Here is a 23,718-nt window from a genome sequence, read left to right as displayed (position 1 = left end):
CTGCATCAGGCCTCCACGGGATTCCAGCCTACCAACGAATGGCCCGCCGAAGCCAATGACACACCCGGCTCGCCACTCGTCGACAGGCCGGCTCACTTCGGCAGAGCGCCGCCGATGCTGCGCGACGTGCCCCACGCACCGGGCTCGCCGTCGACCTGCGAGGCCGCGGCGAGCACCGTCACGATGCGGCCCGCTGCGGAGTCCGTCACGTCGACGGTCGACACCGACGTCGCGAACGCACCGTCGCGGACGGCCTTGACCGCGCCACCGTCAGTGCTGGACGACGACGGGCCGGCCACGATGACGCCCTTGCCGGTCTCGTTCATGGCGCCGGCCAGCGCCGCGATGACCGTGCTGCGGTCGGCGGTGCCGGCGCGCTGCGGACCCGTCACGAGCACCGCGAGAGTCGCGAGGTTGGCCGGCGGGGTCGGCGTGCTGAGCAGGTCTCCCTCGGCGAACGCCGAGCGGATCGTCGCGGCCGTCTGGTCGGCGGGCGTCGTCTCGTCGGCCAGCAGCGCCCGCGCCAAGGCGGCACCGATGCGGCCGTAGCTGTCCGTGGCACTGCTGACACCGGGCACGTCAGCCGCGGACTGCTGCGCGACGCCCTCGGCGAACTGCCGGTCGGCGGCGTCGAGCATCTTGCTCGTGAGCTCGACCTGGCCCGTGACCTCGGCACCCGCTGCCTGCAGGTCGCTGACGATGCCGCCCACCTCTGCCTGGCTCGCGCCGGGCACGGTCAGGACGACGACGGACTGCCCCTTGAGCCGGTCCTCGAGCAGACCGCCGGCGGTGCGACCCGCGAAGCCCTCCTCGAACGAGGCCACCGCGGGGTCGACGGCCGTGCTGCCGCCGTCGCCGCGCAGCGTGTCACCGGCGTCGTCGAGCGGCCCGGAGCCGAGCGCGATGCCGGCTGCCAGCGCGATGAGGATCGCGGCGACCGAGACGAGGTGGTAGCGGAAGGTGATCACGAGAAGAGTCCTTTGATCCAGGAGCCGAAATCGGTCAGGTGGTCGCCGACGGCGTCGTACCAGTCCTGCCCGACGGGGGTGATGCCGATGGCGACGGCGACGGCGGCGAGGCCGGCGACCAGCAGCAGCAGGACGGGCCAGACCGCGTTGCGCTGCGACGAGAAGTGGTGGACGGCCTTGGCGTCGACGATCTTGGCTCCGGCTCGCAGGCGGGCGACGAACATGCGCGACGCCTCGGTGGGCGGCTGCTCCATGAGCTTGGCCAGCGAGCTCGGGGCACCCACGTGCACGATGACGCCTGCGTCGTTGGTGTCGGCCAGCAGGATCGCGAGGTCGTCGGCCGAGCCGGTCGACACGAAGGTCACGATCTCCTTGCCGTGGCGCTCGAGCCGCTCGACGCCCTCGACCATGCCGGACGGGGTCGTCACGACGACCTCGCCCGACTGCTTGATCGCAGCATCGGAGATCAGGTCGAGCGGGCCGACCACGATGCCGGGCGTCAGGCCTGCCTTGATCAGCACGTCGGCACCGGGTCCGGCGCCGATCAGCACGGGGTCGTGGTGGCGAATCCAGCGTCGCAGCCGCTTGAGGTCGGCGATGTCGTCGTACGCACGCGACACGACGACCACGGCCCGGCCCCGCAGCGGCGTGCTGAGGTGCGGCACCTGGGCGCCTGACATCAGCATCGCGTGCTCGCGGTGGATGTGGTCGGTCGCATTGGCCGCCAGCGAGTCGAGCCGTGTCGCGAGGCCGTCGCGCGCCGCCTTGAGGTCGCCCGCGATGCGCTCGGCGTCGAGCTCGATGCCGCTCGCGACGAGCACCTCGTCACGGAACACCTGCCCGCCCTCGACGCGCACGAGGTCGCCGTTCTTGAGGCGGGCCCACGTGTCCTCGCTCGTGACGTCGATCAGCACGATGCCGGCCTGCGACAGCAGCTGCGGACCGGTGTTCGGTGCCCGTCCGGACGTCGACCGGGCCACGTTGAGCACCGCGGCGACGCGGCGGTCGATCAGCGCCTTGGCCTGCCGGGCGTCGAGGTCGGGCTGCTCGACGACGGCGACCTCGCCCTCCAGGAGGGCGGCGAGGTCGTTGTCGCGGCGTGCGAGCCGGATCGTGCCCACGACCCCCTTGGCGTCAGGGGGCAGGGATGTCTTGCGTCTCCAGGTGACCATCGCGCTCCATGGTTCCGGCTGCGGCCGGCTCAGCCGGGAGCGACTGCGGCGTGTCGCGCCGAAACCACGTTTTCGGCGAGCTCTCAGGAACGGTCGCGGGCCAGCTCGAGCAGCTCGCGGGCGTGTGCCTGCGCCGCCGCCGACTCCTCCTGGCCGGCCAGCATGCGGGCGAGCTCGTCGACTCGCCCCGACTCCTCGACCTCGGTGACCGAGCTGCTGGTGACGGTGCCGTCGTCGTCCTTGGACACCACGAAGTGGTGATCGGCGAACGCTGCGACCTGCGGCAGGTGCGTGACGGCGATGACCTGGGCGTGCTGGGCCAGGCGCGACAGGCGGCGGCCGACCTCGACCGCGGCCTTGCCGCCGATGCCTGCGTCGACCTCGTCGAACACCAGGGTCGGGACGGTCGTGCGGTCGGCGAGGACGACCTCGAGCGCCAGCATCAGCCGCGACAGCTCGCCGCCGCTGGCACCCTTGTGCAGCGGGCGCATGCCCGCACCGCTGTTGGCGGCGAACAGCAGCTCGACGTCGTCGAGCCCGTGCGGGCCGGGGACAGCGTCGGCATGGGTCGTGACCGACACCTCGAGGTGGGCCGACGGCATCGACAGCTGGGCCAGCTCGAGGTCGACCAGCTCGGCCAGTCGTCCGGCAGCCTCGGCTCTGAGGCGCGACATCTCCCCTGCGAGCCGGCGGACCTCCGGGACCAGCTCGTCCTGCTCGGCGACCAGCGCCGCGACGGTGTCGTCGTCGCTGCCGAGCTCGCCGAGGCGCGCGGCCCCCTTCTCGGCCCAGGCCAGGACGTCGTCGAGGGTGGGGCCGTACTTGCGCTGCAGCGCGGCCAGCGATGCCCTGCGGTCCTGCAACGTCGCGAGCCGCTCGGGATCGAGCTCGATGCCGCCGGAGTAGGCACCCAGGTCGGCACCCACCTCGTCGACGAGGATGCCGACCTCGAGCACCCGCTCGGTCAGGGCGTCGAGCGTCGGATCGTGGCCCGCGACGTCCTGCAGGTGGGCCGAGGCCTCGGCGATCTGGGTGCGCGCCGCCGTGAGGTCGGCGTCGCCGACCAGCACCCGGTGGGCCAGGTCGGCCGCGCGCGCCAGCGACTCGGCGTGGGCCAGGACGCCCTCCTCGGCCTTGAGCGACTCGTCCTCGCCCGGCTGCGGGTCGACGGCCTCGACCTCGTCGAGGCCGAACCGCAGCACGTCGAGCTCACGCGCCCGTTCCTGCGCGTGGGTGCGCAGCTCGTCGAGGGTGCGCTCGACCGCACGCCAGCGGGCGTGCACCGGCGCATAGGCCGCGAACGCCGCGGCGAAGGGCTCGCCGGCGAAGCGGTCGAGCGCCGCCCTCTGCTCGGCGGCCCGGAGCAGCCGGTGCTGGTCGGACTGCCCGTGCACCGCGACGAGCTCGTCTGTGACCTCGGTGAGCAGCGCCGCCGGCACCGTGGCACCGCCCGCGACGGCGCGCGAGCGACCCTGCGCCGACAGGATGCGTCCGAGGATCACGACGTCGTCGTCGATGCGACCGCCGGCCTCTTCGACCGCCGAGGCCGCGGACGCTCCGCGGGGAACGCCGATGCTGGCCTCGATGCGCGCCTGGGCGGCACCGCGACGCACGAGCCCGGGGTCGGCGCGGTCACCGCGCAGCAGACCGAGCGCGGTGACGACCATCGTCTTGCCGGCACCGGTCTCGCCGGTGATGACGGTGAACCCCTCGGAGAGCTCGAGCTCGGCGGAGTCGATGACCCCCAGGTCGCGCAGGGTGAGCTGCTGCCAGATCGTGCGCGGGTCGGCCATCAGGAACGTCCCTCCCAGCGCCGCTCGGCCCCGCCGCGCCACCCGGCCACGGGAAGGTCGAACTTGCGCACCAGCCGGTCGGCGAACGATGCCTCGTGCAGTCGGGCCAGGCGCACGGTCTCGCGTCCCTTGACGACCTCGACCCTCGAGCCGACGGGCAGGTCTGCGGCACGTCGACCGTCGCACCACAGCACGCCGCTGGACTGCTCCCCCACGACCTCGATCGCCAGCGTGGAGTCGGGCGACACGACCAGGGGGCGGGAGAACAGGGCGTGGGCGCTGATCGGCACCATCAGCAGGGCCTGTACCTCGGGCCACACGATGGGCCCGCCGGCGCTGAAGTTGTAGGCCGTCGAGCCGGTCGGGGTCGCGCAGACGATGCCGTCGCAGCCCCAGCGCGACACGGGACGGTCGTCGATCTCGACGACGATCTCGAGCATCCGCTCACGGGCGGCCTTCTCGACCGATGCCTCGTTGAGCGCCCAGTTGGTCGCGACGACCTCTCCCCCGACCATGACCGAGACGTCGACCGTGAGGCGCTCCTCGACGGTGTAGGTGCAGTCGACCACCGACCGGACGACGTCCTGCATGTCGTCGACGTCGGCCTCGGCCAGGAAGCCCACGTGCCCCAGGTTGACCCCGAGGACCGGGGTCTCGGTGCCGCGGCACAGCTCGGCGGCGCGAAGGATCGTGCCGTCGCCCCCGAACACCAGCGCGAGCTCGCAGTCGGCGGCCGCAGCCGGACCCGCGACGACGATCTCGGCGTCGTCGACTCCTGCGGCCAGCAGCGCCTCGGCCTCGGGCTCGAGCACACGGACGTGGATGCCTTCGGCACGCAGGTCGGCCGCGAAGGCCGCGGCGACCTTGACGGCCTCCTCGCGTCCCTCGTGGACCGCGATCAGCACGCGCCTCACGACGACGCCTCGTGGACGACCAGCGGCCCGGCCGCGACGACGTCGTGGGCGGCCTGCAGGCTCGGGGCCTCGGCATCGGAGCGCAGCCAGCAGAAGTACTCGACGTTACCGGCCGGTCCGGGCAGCGGGCTGGGTGCCAGCGCCCGAGTGCCCCAGCCGAGCTCGTGCGCCGACAGGCAGACCCGGTGCACGGCATCGGCGTGCAGGGCAGGGTCGCGGACGACGCCGTTCTTGCCGAGGTTGCTCTTGCCGACCTCGAACTGCGGCTTGATCATCAGCACGATGTCGCCCTTCGGACTCGGCTCGCACACCCGCGTGAGTGCCGGCATGACCACCGTAAGGGAGATGAACGACAGATCGGACACGATCAGCTCCACGGGACCGCCGATGTCGGCCGCCTCGAGGTGCCTGATGTTGGTGCGGTCGAAGACGTGCACCCGCTCGTCGGACTGCAGCGACCAGACCAGCTGGCCGTAGCCCACGTCGACGGCGCAGATCTCGCGAGCACCCTTGCGCAGGAGGACGTCGGTGAAACCGCCGGTCGAGGCCCCCGCGTCGAGGCATCGGCGGCCGTCGACCGTCAGCCCCATGGGCTCGAACACCGCCAGCGCACCCAGCAGCTTGTGGGCTCCGCGCGAGGCGTAGGACGGCTCGTTGCTCTCCCGCACGACGATCGCCTGATCGGTCGTGACGCCGGTGGCGGCCTTGGTGGCGACCGATCCGGCGACCTTGACGAGTCCGTCGTCGATCAGCGTGCTGGCGTGCTCTCGGGAGCGGGCCAGGCCGCGGCGCACGAGCTCGGCGTCGAGGCGCAGTCGCCTGCTCATGGAGATTCCGGCGCGACCCCGTCGCGGCCGGCATTGGCCAGCGACTCGCGCAGCACCCCGTGGACCGCGTCGAACTCCTCGGGGTGCAGCGAGATGTCGAGACCGTCGATGCGGCTCAGCCTCTCGAGAGCCTCGTCGATCGCGACATGACCCGTGACCGGCACCTCGAGCGGAATCGTGTCGGGCGCATCCATCGGGCCGACCTCGTCGTGCTGCTCGCTCATGCCACCAGTGTCCCATCCAGGCGCACCGGCGTGTCGGAGCGATCGTGCACGTGCCACGCGAGCTCGACCGCGGCCCGGAGCACGGTCGTCGATGACGGCTCGCCGCTCTCGATGACCACGGATCCGTCGACGACGGACACGACCGAGGAGCCGCACCTGGCCTGGTCGCCGTCGATCGCCACCTCGGGATGATCCTCGTCGAGCCCACGGAGATCGGCCGCCACGTACGTCGGGCGGTGACCGTCACCGGCGTCGGCGATCTCCTGCAGGCTGCTGACGCCCGTGAGCACCACCAGGCTGTCGATGCCCGCGTTGATCGCACCGTCGATGTCCGTGTCGAGGCGATCGCCCACCATCAGCGGACGGGTGCCTCCGACGCGGGCGATGGTCTCGTCGAACAGCGCCCGCTGCGGCTTGCCGGCCACGATCGGCTCGGCACCCGTCGCATTGCGCACTGCCTGCACCAACGAGCCGTTGCCGGGCGCGATGCCGCGGGCCGTGGGCACGGTGAGATCGGTGTTGCTGACGTACCAGGGCAGGCCGGACTCGATCGCGTACGCCGCCTCGGCCAGGTCTCGCCACCCGATGTCGGCATGGAAGCCCTGCACGACGGCGACCGGGGAGTCGCCGAGCGACGACACGCACCGCAGGCCTCGCTGCTCGAGCGGGACGCGCAGGCCCTCGCCGCCCACCACCAGCACGGCGGATCCGGCGGGCAGGGCGTCGGCCATCAGGTGCGCCACGGCCTGCGCCGAGGTCACGACATCGGCGTCTGTGACGTCGGGCATGTGCATCGCGCGGAGCTTGTCGGCGACGGTGTCTGCCGTGCGCGAGGCGTTGTTGGTGATGTACGCGAGCCGCATCCCCCGGTCACGCGCCGCAGCCAGAGCGGTGGCCACGCCCGGGATGGGGTCGGATCCCAGGTAGACGACGCCGTCGAGATCGAGCATCGCCAGGTCGTACGTCGTGCTGAGCGGTTGCGCGGTACAGCCCAAGGTCATGAGTCCGAGGCTACCGCCGGCACCGGCACGCGTCGGCACGAGTCGACCTCCACGGACACCCAGCTCACGGCACCGCCGCCGGCGCGTGAGAAGCGTCGACGCAGCTCACCGGTCACCGCGACCTCCACACCGGCCTCGAGCCTCATGACCGAGCGCCGCAGGGCTGCTCGCCACACCGTGCACTCGATCGTGTCGACGACCTGCTTGGACCGTCGGCGGGCCGCGGCACTGCGCCTCACCACGAGTCGGAACGACACCAGCTCGTCGCCGCTGGGCAGCATTCGGATCTCGGGGGCGGCGGACACCCGACCGATCAGGCGTACCTCGTTGACGGGTCGGTCGGTGGCAGGATCAGCGATGTCATGGGTCATACGACGACGATGCCTCCCACCGGTGGTGGGAGGCATCGTGACGAGTCAGCTCTGTGGACGACGAACAGCGTCGATCACGGCTGTGGACTCAGGACAGCGCGCTCAGGACTGCGGACGCTTGTCGAGCTCGGCGAGACGTTCCTCGGCATCGGTGGTCTTGTTGCCGTCGACGGCCACCGTGCGGTGGAACCACTCGATCGCCTCGTCCTTGCGACCGGCTGCCAGCAGGGAGTCGGCATAGGCGTAGCGAAGACGCGGCACCCACTCGCCACGGCCCTTGGTGTGGAGCGGCTCCGTCTCGAGCAACCGGATCGCGGCGTCGTACTGACCCTGGTCGCGTCGTGCACCGGCCACCACGATCGACAACTCGATCTGACCTGCGTCGTCGAGCTGCGAACGGATCTCGGTCGTGTCGTAGGCGATGGCCTTGTCGGGCCGCTTGAGCGCCCGCTCGCAGTCGGCCATCATCGGCGCGTAGAGGTAGCCGCCGGTCATACGACGGGCTGCCCTGAATTCCGACAGCGCCTCAGCCCACTTGCCGCAGGCATATGCGGTCTCGCCGCAGGCCTCGCGCACGAGGCCAGTGCGGGTGGCCCGGGCACGCGCTGCCAGAGCGTGCTTGTGCGCAGTCTCGGGATCCTCGGCCAGCAGGAGGCCGGCCATCACCAGGTGACGGGCGACCTTGTCGGCAAGCTTCTCCGGCAGACCCTGCAGCGCCTGACGCGCGTGCTTGTCGAGATCGGATGCACTGACGTCGTCGGGGATCGGCGGACCGTCATAGATCTTCTGGGCCGCGGTGCGGTCGCCCTCCTCCTGGCGGCGATCACGACGTGCCTCGTAGGGCTTGCCGTCGCGGCGCGGGGTCTGCGGCTTGCCGTCCCGGCGTGCAGGAGCAGGTTTGCCGTCCCGGCGATCGCTGGGCTTGCCGACACCGCGGGGGGCGTCGCCGCTGCCCCGCCGATCGCGCCCGCCCTGGCCGGCAGGCTTGCCTCCACGTCCGCCGCCAGCGGCGCCGCGGCCGGTGCCGCCCTTCGACGAACCCTGTCCGCCGTCGCGGCGGGGTCCTCTCGACTCTGCCATGAGTCGTTCCTTCCATCGATCTGATGATGTTCGTCCATGCTAGACGGACGAATTGCTGTGTAAATGCAGCGAGGCCGCCCCAACTGTGGGGCGGCCTCGCGCTAATGATTGTCCGGCGACGTCCTACTCTCCCACACCGTCTCCAGTGCAGTACCATCGGCGCTGAGAGGCTTGACTTCCGGGTTCGGAATGTAGCCGGGTATTTCCCTCTCGCCATGGTCGCCGTAACTCTATGGAGATATATAGACCCTCACCCCCATCTGAGAGCTCCGATGAGCTCCCAGAGTGACTGGAGATGGGGTAACCGATACATATCTCGGGAACCTCACAGTGGACGCGGTGGTGCAAACTTTGTAAGAAACAAGCCCTCGGCCTATTAGTACCGGTCAGCTCCACACATTACTGTGCTTCTACTTCCGGCCTATCAACCCAGTGGTCTGCTGGGGGCCTTACCTGGTAAACCAGTGGGAAACCTCATCTTGAAACACGCTTCCCGCTTAGATGCTTTCAGCGGTTATCGCTTCCGAACGTAGCTAACCAGCAGTGCTCTTGGCAGAACAACTGGCACACCAGAGGTTCGTCCATCCCGGTCCTCTCGTACTAGGGACAGATTTTCTCAAGTTTCCTACGCGCGCGGCGGATAGGGACCGAACTGTCTCACGACGTTCTAAACCCAGCTCGCGTGCCGCTTTAATGGGCGAACAGCCCAACCCTTGGGACCTGCTACGGCCCCAGGATGCGACGAGCCGACATCGAGGTGCCAAACCATCCCGTCGATATGGACTCTTGGGGAAGATCAGCCTGTTATCCCCGGGGTACCTTTTATCCGTTGAGCGACGCCGCTTCCACTTGCCAGCGCCGGATCACTAGTTCCGACTTTCGTCCCTGCTCGAGCTGTCACTCTCACAGTCAAGCTCCCTTGTGCACTTACACTCGAAACCTGATTGCCAACCAGGCTGAGGGAACCTTTGAGCGCCTCCGTTACATTTTAGGAGGCAACCGCCCCAGTTAAACTACCCATCAGGCACTGTCCCTGATCCAGATAATGGACCTAGGTTAGATATCTAGTACAGCCAGAGTGGTATTTCAACGATGACTCCACACTCACTGGCGTGAATGCTTCACAGTCTCCCACCTATCCTACACAAACTGAACCAAACACCAATACCAAACTATAGTAAAGGTCCCGGGGTCTTTCCGTCCTGCCGCGCGTAACGAGCATCTTTACTCGTAATGCAATTTCGCCGAGTCCATGGTTGAGACAGCGCCCAAGTCGTTACTCCATTCGTGCAGGTCGGAACTTACCCGACAAGGAATTTCGCTACCTTAGGATGGTTATAGTTACCACCGCCGTTTACTGGGGCTTAAGTTCTGTGCTTCGCTTGCGCTGACACGTCCCCTTAACCTTCCAGCACCGGGCAGGAGTCAGTCCGTATACGGCGTCTTTCGACTTAGCACGGACCTGTGTTTTTAGTAAACAGTCGCTTGGGCCTGGTCTCTGCGGCCGTCAACGCTTCGCACAGCAAGTGTGCTCACGAATCGGGCCCCCCTTCTCCCGAAGTTACGGGGGCATTTTGCCGAGTTCCTTAACCATGGTTCACTCGATCACCTTAGTATTCTCTACCTGACCACCTGAGTCGGTTTGGGGTACGGGCGGCTCTAGATCTCGCTAGATGCTTTTCTCGGCAGCATAGGATCACTCACTTCGACTAAAACGTCTCCCCATCAGATCTCAGGCTATGTGAATGACGGATTTGCCTATCATTCGCCCTACATCCTTAGCCCGGGACAACCATCGCCCGGGATGAGCTACCTTCCTGCGTCACACCATTGCTTGCCTACTACCAGATCGGGTCGTGCGCAGCACCAGCATCGCTCCGAAGAGTCCCGCTAGCTTTGGGCACTTAGCATTTCTGGGTTCAGCATGGGCGATCTAATGCCGGTACGGGAATATCAGCCCGTTGTCCATCGACTACGCCTGTCGGCCTCGCCTTAGGTCCCGACTTACCCAGGGAAGATTAGCTTGACCCTGGAACCCTTGGTCATTCGGTGGAGGAGTTTCTCACTCCTCATTCGCTACTCATGCCTGCATTCTCACTCGTGTAGCCTCCACGGCTGGATCACTCCGCCGCTTCGCTGGCCACACGACGCTCCCCTACCGATCCACACACCTGGACCACGAAGGCCTGGTTATTGTGTAAATCCCATAGCTTCGGTGGATAACTTGAGCCCCGCTAAATTGTCGGCGCGGAATTACTTGACCAGTGAGCTATTACGCACTCTTTCAAGGGTGGCTGCTTCTAAGCCAACCTCCTGGTTGTCTGGGCGACTCCACATCCTTTTCCACTTAGTTATCGCTTTGGGACCTTAGCTGATGGTCTGGGCTGTTTCCCTCTCGACAATGGAGCTTATCCCCCACTGTCTCACTGCTGCGCTCTCACTTATCGGCATTCGGAGTTTGGCTGAGTTCAGTAAGCTTGTAGGCCCCCTAGCCCATCCAGTGCTCTACCTCCGACAAGAAACACGCAACGCTGCACCTAAATGCATTTCGGGGAGAACCAGCTATCACGGAGTTTGATTGGCCTTTCACCCCTATCCACAGCTCATCCCCCCAGTTTTTAACCTAGGTGGGTTCGGTCCTCCACGCGGTCTTACCCGCGCTTCAACCTGGCCATGGATAGATCACTCCGCTTCGGGTCTAGATCCTGCAACTATGGTCGCCCTATTCGGACTCGCTTTCGCTACGGCTACGGCTCGACGCCTTAACCTCGCTACAGAACGCTAACTCGCAGGCTCATTCTTCAAAAGGCACGCTGTCACACATCACAAGGATGAGCTCCAACGGATTGTATGCACATGGTTTCAGGTACTATTTCACTCCCCTCCCGGGGTACTTTTCACCTTTCCCTCACGGTACTAGTCCGCTATCGGTCATCGAGGAGTATTTAGGCTTAACGGGTGGTCCCGCTAGATTCACACCGAATTTCAGGGGTTCGGTGTTACTTGGGATGACACAAAAGAGCCATGAGCTTACGTGTACGGGGCTATCACCCTCTACGGCGCGACTTTCCAGTCGGCTTTCACTTCACTCATGGTTTATGACTCTTTGCCTGGACGGCAGTCCAGACCATGTGGTCCCACAACACCGCACTGACAACGCCTGCCGGCTATCACATCAATACGGTTTAGCCTGATCCGGTTTCGCTCGCCACTACTACCGGAATCACTTTTGTTTTCTCTTCCTGTGGGTACTGAGATGTTTCACTTCCCCACGTTCCCTCCAAACGCCCTATGTGTTCAGGCGCAGGTACCTAGACTTTACTCCAGGTGGGTTTCCCCATTCGGACATCCCCGGATCACAGGTCGGTTGTCACCTTCCCGGGGCTTTTCGCAGACTCCAACGTCCTTCATCGGCTCTCGATGCCAAGGCATCCACCATGTGCACTTAGTAGCTTGTTGTTACTACAAAGATGCTCGCGTCCACTGTGAAGTTCTCAAAATACGATCGGTCCCGCACAACACCCCCACGCCTACCAAGAACTCCTCAAGAGGAGAACCTGACGGTTCGTAAGAATATGCGGTCCGAGGAAACCAACTCTGACGAGCTGATCCCTCAGGACCCAACAGTGTGCCTGATTCAATGAACACGTCCCAACAACTTTCCTGCCTCCCAAAGGAGGTGTACTCATCACTGATGGCATCCATCAAGCCAAATAATCGACAATCCACTAGTGAGCTGAGACCGCATCCACACGAACGGTGAATAAACGACTCATGGACAACCACCACGATGGGCAGCTGCCAGATGCTCCTTAGAAAGGAGGTGATCCAGCCGCACCTTCCGGTACGGCTACCTTGTTACGACTTCGTCCCAATCGCCAGCCCCACCTTCGACAGCTCCCTCCGTAAACGGTTGGGCCACTGGCTTCGGGTGTTGCCGACTTTCATGACGTGACGGGCGGTGTGTACAAGGCCCGGGAACGTATTCACCGCAGCGTTGCTGATCTGCGATTACTAGCGACTCCGACTTCATGGGGTCGAGTTGCAGACCCCAATCCGAACTGAGACCGGCTTTTTGGGATTCGCTCCACCTTACGGTTTCGCAGCCCTTTGTACCGGCCATTGTAGCATGCTTGAAGCCCTGGACATAAGGGGCATGAAGACTTGACGTCATCCCCACCTTCCTCCGAGTTGACCCCGGCAGTCTCCTATGAGTCCCCACCATAACGTGCTGGCAACATAGAACGAGGGTTGCGCTCGTTGCGGGACTTAACCCAACATCTCACGACACGAGCTGACGACAGCCATGCACCACCTGTATACCGACCACAAGGGGGGCCACATCTCTGCAGCTTTCCGGCATATGTCAAACCCAGGTAAGGTTCTTCGCGTTGCATCGAATTAATCAGCATGCTCCGCCGCTTGTGCGGGCCCCCGTCAATTCCTTTGAGTTTTAGCCTTGCGGCCGTACTCCCCAGGCGGGGCGCTTAATGCGTTAGCTGCGGCACGGAAACCGTGGAAGGTCCCCACACCTAGCGCCCAACGTTTACGGCATGGACTACCAGGGTATCTAATCCTGTTCGCTCCCCATGCTTTCGCTCCTCAGCGTCAGGTAATTCCCAGAGAACCGCCTTCGCCACCGGTGTTCCTCCTGATATCTGCGCATTCCACCGCTACACCAGGAATTCCGTTCTCCCCTGAATACCTCTAGTCTGCCCGTATCGGAAGCACGCTCAGGGTTGAGCCCTGAGTTTTCACTCCCGACGCGACAAACCGCCTACGAGCCCTTTACGCCCAATAATTCCGGACAACGCTCGGACCCTACGTATTACCGCGGCTGCTGGCACGTAGTTGGCCGGTCCTTCTTCTGCAGGTACCGTCACTCTCGCTTCGTCCCTGCTGAAAGAGGTTTACAACCCGAAGGCCTTCATCCCTCACGCGGCGTTGCTGGATCAGGCTTTCGCCCATTGTCCAATATTCCCCACTGCTGCCTCCCGTAGGAGTCTGGGCCGTGTCTCAGTCCCAGTGTGGCCGGTCACCCTCTCAGGCCGGCTACCCGTCAATGCCTTGGTGAGCCATTACCTCACCAACAAGCTGATAGGCCGCGAGCTCATCCTTCTCCGCCGGAGCTTTCCAACCCCCAACATGCGAAAGGGGTTCATATTCGGCATTAGCCATCGTTTCCAATGGTTATTCCAAAGAGAAGGGCAGATTGCTCACGTGTTACTCACCCGTTCGCCGCTCGTGTACCCCGAAGGGCCTTACCGCTCGACTTGCATGTGTTAAGCACGCCGCCAGCGTTCGTCCTGAGCCAGGATCAAACTCTCCATTGAAAGCCACAAAAGCGTGACTCAAACTTCAGTTCAACCTAACCAAACATTCGCTGGCAAAATAAATTTTGCCGGAATTAATACCATCAAAACAACCAACAACCCCAAAAGGGCCATCAGCCAGTCTCGACGGGGATACATCTAATTAATCTCGTCGATTTTTGGCACACTGTTGAGTTCTCAAGGATCAGACGCACACCAAACCCCCAATCAAAAGACCAGGACCTCAGGGCAACTCGTCCAACTTACACGGCTCGTTTTCACCGGTCAAACCGGGTCGGTCACCATGCACAACTCTGTTGTCTGCGATCCGTCTCCGGGAGCCGTGAGGCACCGTGCTGTTGATCGTTTCGGTCGAGCTGGTCAGAAGCTGCGGGGCCGAGCCCCGCTTTGCTGTCCAACAAGAAGAACATTACGGGGGCGTTTCCCCGCTCGTCAAATCGCCTCCCTGTGGTCCATGCCACAGCCGGCTAGATGCCCGGCGTTGCAGTGTTCAGGCGATCGAGACGCCCGAGACGGAGCGTTTGCCTTTGCGAATGACTGCCCACGTGCTGTAGAGGAGCAGGTCGCTCGTGAGCTCGAGATCGGGGTCGGTCACGCGCTCGTTGTTGAGGTACGCGCCGCCCTCCCCCACGGCTCGACGTGCCGCCGACTTGCTGTCGGCCAGGCCCGTGGCGACGAGGGCGTCGACGATCGTCGGCCGGTCGGAGGCCGCGAGCTCTGCGGCACCGGCCTCTCGCAGCGCCGCGGCCAACGTCGCCTCGGGGAGATCGGCGAGCTCTGCGCGCCCGAACAGTGCCCGCGAGGCGAGCTCGGCCGCCGCGGTCTCGGCCTCCCCGTGAACGATGGTCGTCATCTCCGCAGCCAGCCGGCGCTGGGCGGCCCGCAACCCGGGCTTCTCGAGATGCTCGGCCTCGATCTGCGCGATCTCGTCGAGCTCGATGAACGTGAACTGCTTGAGGTACTCGACGACCTTGGAGTCCTCCGCCTGGATCCACGACTGGTAGAACGCGTACGGGCTCATGAGCTCGGGGTCTAGCCACACCGTGCCGCTCTCGGTCTTGCCGAACTTGGTGCCGTCGGCCTTGGTGATCAGCGGGGTCGCGAGAGCGTGCGCCTTCTTGCCGTCGGCACGGCGGATGAGCTCGACGCCGGCGGTGATGTTGCCCCACTGATCGCTGCCACCCGTCTGCAGGACGCACCCGTGGCGGCGGTTGAGCTCGAGGAAGTCCATCGACTGCAGCAGGACATAGCTGAACTCGGTGTAGCTGATGCCCGACTCGAGCCTGCTGCTGACGACGTCGCGCGCCAGCATCCGGTTGACCGGGAAGTGCTTGCCGATGTCGCGCAGGAAGTCGATCGTGCTGAGCCCCGACGTCCAGTCGAGGTTGTTGACGATCGTGGCACCGTTGTCGCCGTCGAAGTCGACGAACCGCGACACCTGCGAGGCGATGCGCTCGACCCAGTCGGCAACGGTCTCGCGCGTGTTCATGACCCGCTCCCCCGCTTCCTTGGGATCGCCGATCAGGCCCGTCGACCCGCCGACCAGCAGCAGCGGTCGGTGGCCGGCCAGCTGGAGCCGGCGCGCCGTGAGGATCTGCAGCAGGTTGCCGATGTGCAGGCTCGGCGCGGTCGGGTCGAAGCCCACGTAGTAGGTGATCGGCCCCGCGGACAGCTCGGCGCGCAGGGCGTCGCGGTCTGTCGAGTGCGCGACGAGGCCGCGCGCTTCGAGGTCGTCGAGGACGTGGGTCACAGGTGTGCCTTTCGAGCGGTGCTAGGGACGGGACGTGGAGCGGGCGGCGACCAGGGCGTCGAGCCGGTCGCGCAGGAGCGCAGCGGTCTGGTCAGCCGATCGCTGCGTCGACAGGTAGTCGAATCCGGTGGCCCGGTCGCGCACGGCAGCCTGACGGAGCGCTGCGCGACCGACGACGTGACGCTCGAGGGCGGCGAACCAGGCCTCGGGGAGCTCGGGCACGCGATCGACCAGGTCGTCGAGCTCGTCGACGCGGTAGGGCTCGACGTCCGAGACCACCGGACGTGCTCCGAGCGCGAGGTAGTCGAGGCACTTGATGTCGGACTTGGCGCGGTTGAAGCGCGAGTCGAGCAACGGCGACAGGCCGAGGTCGAAGGGGCCCTGCGACGCGAGCCACGGCACGAACTGTTGGTACGAGCTGCTCGGCGGCTTGACGACCTGCATCCAGGGCTGCTCGGCCAGCCCCTTGGCGACACCCACCATGACGACCGTGAACTCGCCCGGGTGGGCGGCGTGCAGCCGCTCGAGCACGGGAGCGAGCATCGCGAGGTCTCCGTCGTGGGTCGTCGTGCCCATGTAGAGCATGCGCAGCGGCGCTGTGGGGTCGGTCTCGGCCGCTGGCCCCGAGCCGGGCTGCCAGAGGTCGAGGTCGAGCGTGTTGCGGACGACCAGCGACGCGGGCACATCGTGGGCTCGACGCAGGTCGTCGGTCGAGAACCACACCTCGTCGGCGCGGCGCATGACGTCCTCCAGCACCTGGGCCCGCTGGATCTGCTCGGCGTACTGGGGGTGGTCGGGCTCGAGCGCCGAGAAGGCGTCGTCGCTGTCGACGACGATGACGCATCCCCTGCTGCGGGCCTCGTCTATGAAGCGGGTCGCCGTGTCGGCGTGGTCGAAGGCCGTGCGCTGCACGATGCAGACGTCCGCCCGTCGCGAGATGAACAGAGTCTTGCGGTCGACGACCTCGAGGCCCACCCGGCCGAACGCCGGCCGGGCCATCGGGCCCAGCAGACGGATGTACGTCGAGCTCGTGGGCTTCTTGGCGCTCCGCAGCACCAGGGTGACGTTGAGCCGTCGCCTCCCGTGACCGTCGAAGTCGTAGTACGGGAGGAGCCCGGCCCGTCGTTCGGCGAGCTGCTGCGCGCGCCGACGACGTCGGGCCAGCGCGTGCGACAGGCGGCGCGGCGTCAGTGCTCTCACGGAGCCGAGCCTAGCGAGGCGCGGCCGTCGGGGCGTCCACGGCCCGCGGCGGCTGCGCCGAGCAGCTCGACGGTCAGGGCTTGACCGTCAGGGCTTGACGGCGACGACCGGCACGGACGCATCGAGCAGGATCGACTGCGCGACGCTGCCCATCAGCATCTTGCCGACGGGGCTGCGCCGACGGATGCCCACCACGATGAGGGACGCGCCGGCCTGCTCGGCCTCGAACAGGACGGCGTCGGAGACGTTGTCGCCGACCGTCTGACGCACCTCGAGCGAGACGCCCTTGGCCGTCAGGCTCTCGGTGATGCCCTGGATGTCGCGCCCGCGGGCGAACCCCGCGTCGAGGCGCGGCTCGCCACGGCTGATGTTGATCACGACGATGGAGTCGTCGACGGCGGTGGCGTGCTCCGCCGCCCACTCGAGGGCTGCGCGTCCGAACTCGTCAGGCCGGTAGGCCACGGCAATTGTCATGACATGAACCTACTCCCCCGCGGGTGCCTGAAGGAAGCGGAATAGCGAGCTGGACCCGAGCGTTCTCCCGCACATGAGCAACCCCGTCAAGGTCGACATCTGGTCAGACATCGCATGCCCCTGGTGCTTCGTCGGGAAGCGCCGCTTCGAGACGGCTGCGGCCGCCTTCGTCGCCGAGGGTGGTGAGCTGGAGATCGAGTACCACTCGTTCGAGCTCGCCCCCGACACACCGGTCGACTTCGAGGGATCCGAGGTCGACTTCCTGGTCGCGCACAAGCACATGCCGGCCGGCCAGGTCGAGCAGATGCTGGCGCAGATGACCGAGCTCGCGGCCGCCGAGGGCCTGTCGTACGACTTCGACGCCCTCCAGCACACCAACACCGTCAAGGCCCACGAGCTGCTGCACTTCGCGAAGACGAAGGGCCGCCAGCTCGACCTGGTCGAGCGGCTGTTCGCGGCCTACTTCGAGCAGGGACGGCACGTCGGCCGGGTCGAGGACCTGGCCGACGTCGCCGCCGAGATCGGTCTCGACCGCGACGAGGCTCTGGCGGCGCTGAACGCCTCGACCCACCTGCCCGACGTCGTCGCCGACAAGGAGCAGGCCATGGCGTACGGCATCAGCGGTGTCCCGTTCTTCGTCCTCGATCGGCGGCTCGGCGTGTCCGGTGCGCAGGACCCGTCGGCCTTCGCCGAAGCGCTGCGCGAGGCGTCGAACCATGCGGGTGCTTCGGCATGACCAGCGGGCCGCTCGAGATCGTGGGTGACGCCGACGCGCCGTCGTGCGTCGATGGCTTCTGCGACCTTCCGACCGACGAGGACCACGAGGCGACGACCGCCTGACCGTCCGTTCTCGCCGCTGGCCTTTGCTAGCGTCGCCATCATGTCCTGGCTCGCCGATGCTGCCGCCCGCCTCGACACCGTCCTGGTCGGTCAGGAAGCGCAACCGTTCCTCGGCCGCGAACAGACCGGCCCGTCGGCCGAGGACGCGGCGCGTCGACTGCCGGAGCGTCACCGCGCCCTCGAGACGCTGACGCGAGCCGCCGACTCCCCCGCCCGTCTGGCGGTGGGACTCATCTCCTGGGTCGCCGCCGTCGTCGGAGACGCGGGACTCGCCTACTCCCTGTGGACGGGCGCGCCGTCGTGGCAGCGCGTCGCAGCACCGGCAGCGGGACTCGCCCTGTCGGTCGTCGCCCTCGCGGCAGGCGTGCAGGTGTGGCGCGCCGGCCGACGCGTCGTCGACGCCTTGTGCTGGTGGACGCTGCTGCCCGAGCGTCTGCCCCACGGCGGCGAGGGCGTCGAGCAGTGGCGCGCCTTGCCCGTCCTGGACGCCGTCGAGGCACGGGTGTTCCTGGCACGGGGCTGGCGTCCCCTGCGTCTCCTCGCAGGAGCCGCGGCATTCGTGAGTCCGCTGGCGTTCATCGCTCTGGCGCTGCAGGGAGGTCCGCGGTACACGCCGACCTGGCAGGACGGGCAAGGACCAGCGGTCACGGTGTTCGTGCTCCTGCTCGCGACGGCCGGGGTCGTCGCGGGAACGGTCGTGCTGGGCGGCCTCGTCCGCGCCAACCGCGCCCAGGCCGAGCGTGACCCGGTGCAGCGAGGGCTGCTGGGCCGCGACGCGTGAGTCGTCCGCCGATGGGGCCTCCTCGCCCCGGCACGAGGTGGCTGGCGGCAGCTGCGGTGCTGGGTCTGGCACACGCCCTCGTCAGCCTGCTGTGGCTGTTCGGATCGCCCTGGTTGCTCGACACCGTCGGCGGTCAGCTCGAACGCTGGGGCCGCGAGGGCGGTGCCGTCGTCCGGCTCGCGCTGCTCTGCGTGGTGCTCGCCAAGGTCACCGCTGTCGGGGCGCTGTGGCTCGCGGTGCAGCGTCGCGGCAGATTCGAGCGGCTGGTGGCCGGGGTGGCCGGTGCCGTCCTGACGGTGTACGGAGGCGTGCTGACCATCGCCGGCATCGCGATCGTGTGCTTCGGTGCCGCCGACATCTCGCGGAGCAGCGATCCGCGCGCCCTGCGGTGGCACGCATTCTTCTGGGACCCGTGGTTCCTCCTCTGGGGGGCGTGCACGCTCGCGGCGCTGCGGGCGAGCCGCCGCCGCTGACCCTCAGCGGTCGGGAGTCTCGCAGTGCCCACTCACCGTGATCTCGGTGAAGCGATCCTCGAGATCGACCCGGACCTCGTCCTCGGAGAACGATGCGCCGAGGAGGTGCCCGGCGACGTCGTCGACCTTGCTGCCCGTCACGCGGAGATACCCCTGTCGAGCCATCGCGTCGACGACGGCGGACAGCGAGGCGTCCGTCAGACGACTCGGCACGTCGACAGGCTCGATGTCGAGCGTCCGCTCCCAGCCCTTGCGGTCGTCGTCGTCCTGGCACTCCTGCAGCTGCTCGACGGGTGTCTCCCAGCTGCCCCCGACGGCGGCGACGACGTCGCGGGCGACAGCGTCCTGGCGGGCGACGGTCTCGGCGGCGACACCACGAGGCGGCTGCTCGTCGAAGGGCGGGAGGTTGTTGCTCATGAAGTAGGCCAGGACTCCTGCGGTGACGATGGCTGTGATGACGGCCGCGCCGCCGAGACCGAACACCCAGGGATGGCGCTCGCGCCACGGCAGGGCACCGGGGGCGCGCCGCTCGTAGCCCTTGGCGTCCAGCGCCCGGTCACGCACCGGGATGCGGAGGGCCCGGGCGATCTCGTCGAGATCGGCCTGGTCCCAGTAGGCACCGCTGAGGTGGATGCGGGGGCCGCCGTCGACACCACGTGCGACGAGCACGGGCGTCGCCGGACCGGTGCTGAAGCGTGGGGAGTAGACCGCGAGGAGACCGACGAGTCCGTCGCCTGCACGCAGGACGGTGCGGCGCCACCAGCGGCGGTACTCGACCTCGTCGCCGACGATCGTGACGCGACTCGTCGCGATGTGGATCGCGACCGCCGCGAGGGCCGCGGCCGGCGTGCCCACCAGCAGACCGGCCAGGATCAGCACATCGGTCAGGGAGTCGGCCCGGCGGAGGTTGGACGCCACCAGGAACGCCACGAGCAGACCGCCCGACGCCAGGCTGCCGCGCAGCCAGCGGCGGTAGCGCTGTCGCGATGCACGCAGCACGCGCGGTTCGTCGACGGTCGTCATGTGGCCAGCCCGCCGACGAAATGCACCGCGGTGACCAGCTCGGTCGCGGCCGTCTCGAGGTCGTCCGCGGTGGTCGATCGGCCGAACGTGAACCGCACCGCCGTCTGCGCCACCTCGTCGGCCACGCCCATCGCGACCAGGACGTGGGAGGGGTCGTCGCTGCCCGCGGCACAGGCCGAGCCGGACGAGCAGACGATGCCTCGCGCCTCCAGCTCGAGCAGGATCGACTCCCCGCTCGTGCCGGGAAGGACGAAGGACGCGCTGCCGGGGAGTCGGTCGTGCGGCGACCCGGTCAGGCTCGCACCCGGCAGCTCGCGCAGCACGCGGGCGATGAAGTCGTCGCGTCGTCCGGCGGTCTCGTCGGACGAACCGGCCGCGAGTCGGAGCGCCGCGGCCATGCCGACGGCAGCGGCGACGTTCTCGGTGCCCGAGCGGCGTCCGCCCTCCTGCCCGCCTCCGTGGATCAACGGCTCGAACGGCACCCGCCGGTTGACGTACATCACGCCGACGCCCTTGGGTGCGCCGATCTTGTGGCCCGAGATGCTCAACGCCTGCACCCCCAGACGTCCGACGTCGAGATCGAGCCAGCCGGCCGTCTGCACGGCATCGGTGTGGAACGGCACCCCGTGCCCCGCGGCCAGGGCCGACAGCTCGGCGATGGGCTGGATCGTGCCGACCTCGTTGTTGGCGTGCTGCACGCTGACGAGTGTCGTGTCGTCGCGCAGCACCGCCGCGAGCGCGTCCGGCTGCACGCTGCCGTGCTCGTCGACCCCCACGACCGTGACCTCGTAGCCGATGCGGCCCAAGAACTGCGCCGACTCGAGCACCGCCGGGTGCTCGACGGCCGACACGACGACGTGGCGCCCACGGGGGGCGGCCAGGGCGATGCCCTTGATCGCGGTGTTGTCGGACTCCGTGCCACCCGAGGTGAAGGTGATCTCCGACGCGCGGCAGCCGAGCACCGCGGCGACATCGGCCCGGGCCTGCACGAGAGCGCGCGCAGCCGCCTCACCGACCTCGTGGTGGCTCGACGGATTGCCGAACTGCGGCCCGAGGTACGGCCACATCGCCTCCATGACCTCACGTCTGACCGGCGTGGTGGCCGCCTCGTCGAGATAGATCAATGGACCGTGATGTCGAGACCGAGGTCGAGGGCGCGGACGCTGTGGGTCAGCGCCCCGACCGAGATGACGTCGACACCGGTCTCGGCCACGCCGCGGATCGTCTCGAGCGTGATGCCGCCGCTGGCCTCGACGCGTGCACGTCCGCCGACCTGGGCGACGCCCGCTCGCAGGTCGTCGAGGCTGAAGTTGTCGAGCATGATCGTGCCGACGACGCCGGACGCCAGCACCGTCTCGATCTGGTCGAGCCGGTCGACCTCGACCTCGATGTGCGTCGTGTGCGGCAGGTCGTCGGCGGCGCGGCGCAGGGCGGCGGTGATGTCGGGGATGACCGCGAGGTGGTTGTCCTTGGCCATCACGGCGTCCGAGAGCGAGTAGCGGTGGTTGTGACCGCCCCCGCAGCGCACCGCGTGGCGCTCGAGCGCGCGCAGGCCGGGAGTCGTCTTGCGGGTGTCGACGACGCGCGCGCGGGTGCCCGCGACGGCCTCGACGTACGTGCGGGTGAGGGTCGCGATGCCGGTCATGCGCTGCACGAGGTTGAGCGCGACGCGCTCGGCCTGCAGCACGACGCGCGCGGGGCCGTCGACACTCGCCAGCACCGCGCCGGTCTCGAAGGCGTCACCGTCGGCCAGGTGCACCGTGACGTCGACGGTCGGGTCGAGCGTCGTCATCGCGACGACGAACACCTCGGCACCCGCGAGGACGCCCGGCTCCCGCGCGACGAGCTGGGCGTGAGCGACCGCGGTGGACGGCACGAGGGTCTGCGAGGTGAGGTCGCCGAACGGGGCGTCCTCGTCGAGGGCGAGGTCGACGACGCGTTGGATCTGACGGCGCTCAAGCATGGGCGACGATCGCGGAGTGGCGGGCCTGGGCGGGATCGGTCTGCGGGAAGTCGGTGCGGTAGTGCCCGCCCCGTGACTCCCGGCGGGCCAGCGCGCTGGCCACGACGGCCCGGGCGACGACCAGCAGGTTGGCGTCCTCAGCCGCCTTGGCATCGGTGACCGCCGGCGACTTCCAGTGCCTCAGCTCGGCGGCGGCCTCCTCCAGGTCGGCACCGTCGCGGACCAGCCCGGCGGCGTCCCACATGAGCTGCTGCAGATCGGCGCGGCTGACGTCGTGCGCATCGGGGTCGTCGGTGAGGTCGAGGCCGATCGGTGCCGCCCACTCGTCGTCGAACACGCCGACCGGCGGGAACGAGACGAGGCCCTCAACGACGCGGCGTCCGTAAACGGCCCCTTCGAGCAGCGAGTTGGAGGCGAGCCGGTTGGCCCCGTGCAGGCCGTTGCACGCGACCTCGCCGACCGCGAGCAGGCCCGGGAGCGAGGTGCGTCCCCACTCGTCGGTGCGGATGCCGCCCATGTAGTAGTGGGCCGCGGGGGCGACCGGGATCGGCACGCGTCCCCAGTCGTAGCCCTGGGCGCGGCAGGCCGCGTCGATGTTGGGGAACCGTCGGGCGAGGAACTCAGGCCCCAGTGCGGTCGCGTCGAGGCGCACGGGGATGCCCGGCTGGCGGCTCATCTGCTGAGCGATGCCACGCGCGACGACGTCGCGGGGGGCCAGCTCGGCGTCGGGGTGCACGTCAGGCATGAACCGGTGCCCGTCGACGTCGATCAGCACGGCGCCCTCTCCGCGCACGGCCTCGGACACGAGGAAGTTGCCCGGGGCGTCGAGCGACGTGGGGTGGAACTGGTAGAACTCCAGGTCGGCGGCGACGGCTCCGGCCCGCAGCGCCATGCCGAGGCCGTCGGCCGTCGCGACCTCGGGGTTGGTCGTGAACGGGAACAGCTGTCCCGCTCCCCCGGTGGCGAGCACGACCGCGTCGGCACGCAGCACCTCGCCGCCCAGCAGGGTGACGCCGACGCACCGTCCGTCCTCCAGCAGCAGATCGACGACCGTCGTCTGCTCGCGGACGGTCACGGCGCTCTCGCGCAGGCGGTCGATCAGCGCGTAGGCGATCGCCGCGCCGGTCGCGTCACCCCCGGCGTGCAGGATGCGCGGGAACGCGTGCGCGGCCTCGAGACCGTGCGACAGCTCGCCGTCGTGCCGGTCGAACGGCACGCCGCGGGCGATCAGCTCGTCCATCGCTGCAGGTCCCTCGGCGCACAGGATGCCGACGGTGTCGGCGTCGCCCAGGCCAGCCCCGGCCACGAGCGTGTCGGCCACGTGGGACGCGACGGAGTCCCCCAGCGTCGGCGCGCCGGGGTCGACCATGTCGTCGATCACGACCGCGACCCCGCCCTGCGCGTACCGGGTGTTGCTCTGGGCGAGATCGGCCTTGGTCAGCAGGGTGACGTCGAACGTCGCGGCGGCGTCGAGCGCGGTGGTCATGCCGGCGATGCCGCTGCCGACGACGATGAGGCTGCGTGTCATGGT

General features: G+C 67.6%; 19 protein-coding genes and 3 rRNA genes. 3 read left to right on the top strand and 19 right to left on the bottom strand.

Annotated elements, in window-relative coordinates:
* Nucleotides 1-92: 92 nt before the first annotated feature.
* The 15 genes from JOF40_RS12645 to JOF40_RS12575 all read right to left on the bottom strand — a co-directional run bounded on the left by JOF40_RS12645 (nt 93) and on the right by JOF40_RS12575 (nt 17,107).
* Nucleotides 93-968 carry a copper transporter gene (locus tag JOF40_RS12645; RefSeq protein ID WP_188111950.1) on the bottom strand — a complete coding sequence of 292 codons (876 nt, stop codon included), beginning with the start codon at nt 966-968 and terminating at the stop codon, nt 93-95.
* The gene (steA, locus tag JOF40_RS12640) at nt 965-2,140 is read right to left on the bottom strand and encodes a putative cytokinetic ring protein SteA (RefSeq protein ID WP_129185841.1); all 1,176 of its coding nucleotides are present in this window, start codon (nt 2,138-2,140) and stop codon (nt 965-967) included. The genes JOF40_RS12645 and steA overlap by 4 nt, the downstream gene beginning before the upstream one ends.
* Nucleotides 2,141-2,223: 83 nt before the next feature.
* Nucleotides 2,224-3,933 (bottom strand): DNA repair protein RecN, encoded by a 1,710-nt coding sequence (recN, locus tag JOF40_RS12635; protein WP_129185840.1) that lies wholly within the window; start codon nt 3,931-3,933, stop codon nt 2,224-2,226.
* Entirely contained in the window at nt 3,933-4,847 is a 915-nt protein-coding gene (locus JOF40_RS12630) for an NAD kinase (RefSeq protein WP_129185839.1), read from the bottom strand. The genes recN and JOF40_RS12630 overlap by 1 nt, the downstream gene beginning before the upstream one ends.
* Nucleotides 4,844-5,674, bottom strand: coding sequence for a TlyA family RNA methyltransferase (locus tag JOF40_RS12625; RefSeq protein ID WP_129185838.1), 831 nt, complete (start codon nt 5,672-5,674; stop codon nt 4,844-4,846). The genes JOF40_RS12630 and JOF40_RS12625 overlap by 4 nt, the downstream gene beginning before the upstream one ends.
* Nucleotides 5,671-5,898: a hypothetical protein gene (locus JOF40_RS12620; RefSeq protein WP_129185837.1), complete on the bottom strand. Its 228-nt coding sequence runs from the start codon at nt 5,896-5,898 to the stop codon at nt 5,671-5,673. Before JOF40_RS12620 ends, JOF40_RS12625 begins: the two co-directional genes overlap by 4 nt.
* The gene (locus JOF40_RS12615; RefSeq protein WP_129185836.1) at nt 5,895-6,899 is read right to left on the bottom strand and encodes an HAD-IIA family hydrolase; all 1,005 of its coding nucleotides are present in this window, start codon (nt 6,897-6,899) and stop codon (nt 5,895-5,897) included. The genes JOF40_RS12620 and JOF40_RS12615 overlap by 4 nt, the downstream gene beginning before the upstream one ends.
* A complete protein-coding gene (locus JOF40_RS12610) occupies nt 6,896-7,270 on the bottom strand; it encodes a single-stranded DNA-binding protein (protein ID WP_129185835.1) in 375 nt (124 codons plus the stop codon). The genes JOF40_RS12615 and JOF40_RS12610 overlap by 4 nt, the downstream gene beginning before the upstream one ends.
* Nucleotides 7,271-7,372: 102 nt before the next feature.
* A complete protein-coding gene (locus tag JOF40_RS12605) occupies nt 7,373-8,350 on the bottom strand; it encodes a tetratricopeptide repeat protein (protein ID WP_129185834.1) in 978 nt (325 codons plus the stop codon).
* A gap of 110 nt (nt 8,351-8,460) precedes the next feature.
* Nucleotides 8,461-8,577 (bottom strand): 5S ribosomal RNA (gene rrf / locus JOF40_RS12600).
* 129 nt (nt 8,578-8,706) lie between these two features.
* Nucleotides 8,707-11,809 (bottom strand): 23S ribosomal RNA (locus JOF40_RS12595).
* 357 nt (nt 11,810-12,166) lie between these two features.
* A 16S ribosomal RNA gene (locus tag JOF40_RS12590) occupies nt 12,167-13,683 on the bottom strand.
* Together the 16S, 23S and 5S rRNA genes form the textbook arrangement of a ribosomal RNA operon.
* Before the next feature lie 490 nt (nt 13,684-14,173).
* Nucleotides 14,174-15,433, bottom strand: a complete 1,260-nt coding sequence (gene tyrS, locus JOF40_RS12585) for a tyrosine--tRNA ligase (protein ID WP_129185939.1) — start codon at nt 15,431-15,433, stop codon at nt 14,174-14,176.
* Nucleotides 15,434-15,454: 21 nt separating this feature from the next.
* Nucleotides 15,455-16,633, bottom strand: coding sequence for a glycosyltransferase family protein (locus JOF40_RS12580; protein WP_129185940.1), 1,179 nt, complete (start codon nt 16,631-16,633; stop codon nt 15,455-15,457).
* Nucleotides 16,634-16,720: 87 nt separating this feature from the next.
* Nucleotides 16,721-17,107, bottom strand: a complete 387-nt coding sequence (locus JOF40_RS12575) for a universal stress protein (RefSeq protein WP_129185941.1) — start codon at nt 17,105-17,107, stop codon at nt 16,721-16,723.
* Nucleotides 17,108-17,180: 73 nt separating this feature from the next.
* Here JOF40_RS12575 and JOF40_RS12570 point away from each other — a divergent pair, with 73 nt between their 5' ends.
* From JOF40_RS12570 to JOF40_RS12560, 3 genes are all read left to right on the top strand, one after another.
* Nucleotides 17,181-17,843 (top strand): DsbA family oxidoreductase, encoded by a 663-nt coding sequence (locus JOF40_RS12570; RefSeq protein WP_129185942.1) that lies wholly within the window; start codon nt 17,181-17,183, stop codon nt 17,841-17,843.
* A 144-nt stretch (nt 17,844-17,987) separates the two neighbouring features.
* Nucleotides 17,988-18,728 carry a hypothetical protein gene (locus JOF40_RS12565; RefSeq protein WP_129185943.1) on the top strand — a complete coding sequence of 247 codons (741 nt, stop codon included), beginning with the start codon at nt 17,988-17,990 and terminating at the stop codon, nt 18,726-18,728.
* Nucleotides 18,725-19,201 carry a DUF3995 domain-containing protein gene (locus tag JOF40_RS12560; RefSeq protein WP_209674581.1) on the top strand — a complete coding sequence of 159 codons (477 nt, stop codon included), beginning with the start codon at nt 18,725-18,727 and terminating at the stop codon, nt 19,199-19,201. The genes JOF40_RS12565 and JOF40_RS12560 overlap by 4 nt, the downstream gene beginning before the upstream one ends.
* A 3-nt stretch (nt 19,202-19,204) precedes the next feature.
* Here JOF40_RS12560 and JOF40_RS12555 read toward each other — a convergent pair whose 3' ends face one another.
* Genes JOF40_RS12555 through nadB form a run of 4 tightly spaced genes read right to left on the bottom strand, consistent with a single transcriptional unit; the run spans nt 19,205 to nt 23,715 of the window.
* Nucleotides 19,205-20,224 (bottom strand): hypothetical protein, encoded by a 1,020-nt coding sequence (locus JOF40_RS12555; protein ID WP_129185945.1) that lies wholly within the window; start codon nt 20,222-20,224, stop codon nt 19,205-19,207.
* Complete coding sequence (locus JOF40_RS12550) at nt 20,221-21,348, bottom strand: cysteine desulfurase family protein (RefSeq protein WP_129185946.1); 1,128 nt, start codon at nt 21,346-21,348, stop codon at nt 20,221-20,223. The genes JOF40_RS12555 and JOF40_RS12550 overlap by 4 nt, the downstream gene beginning before the upstream one ends.
* Nucleotides 21,345-22,187 carry a carboxylating nicotinate-nucleotide diphosphorylase gene (nadC, locus tag JOF40_RS12545; RefSeq protein WP_129185947.1) on the bottom strand — a complete coding sequence of 281 codons (843 nt, stop codon included), beginning with the start codon at nt 22,185-22,187 and terminating at the stop codon, nt 21,345-21,347. The genes JOF40_RS12550 and nadC overlap by 4 nt, the downstream gene beginning before the upstream one ends.
* Nucleotides 22,180-23,715, bottom strand: coding sequence for an L-aspartate oxidase (nadB, locus tag JOF40_RS12540; RefSeq protein ID WP_129185948.1), 1,536 nt, complete (start codon nt 23,713-23,715; stop codon nt 22,180-22,182). The genes nadC and nadB overlap by 8 nt, the downstream gene beginning before the upstream one ends.
* Nucleotides 23,716-23,718: the final 3 nt, after the last annotated feature.

It is taken from the genome of Aeromicrobium fastidiosum (genome assembly GCF_017876595.1).
Classification (GTDB): domain Bacteria; phylum Actinomycetota; class Actinomycetes; order Propionibacteriales; family Nocardioidaceae; genus Aeromicrobium; species Aeromicrobium fastidiosum.
The sequence above is the reverse complement of the archived record's forward strand: the minus strand, read 5'-3'. Positions and strand labels throughout refer to the sequence as shown.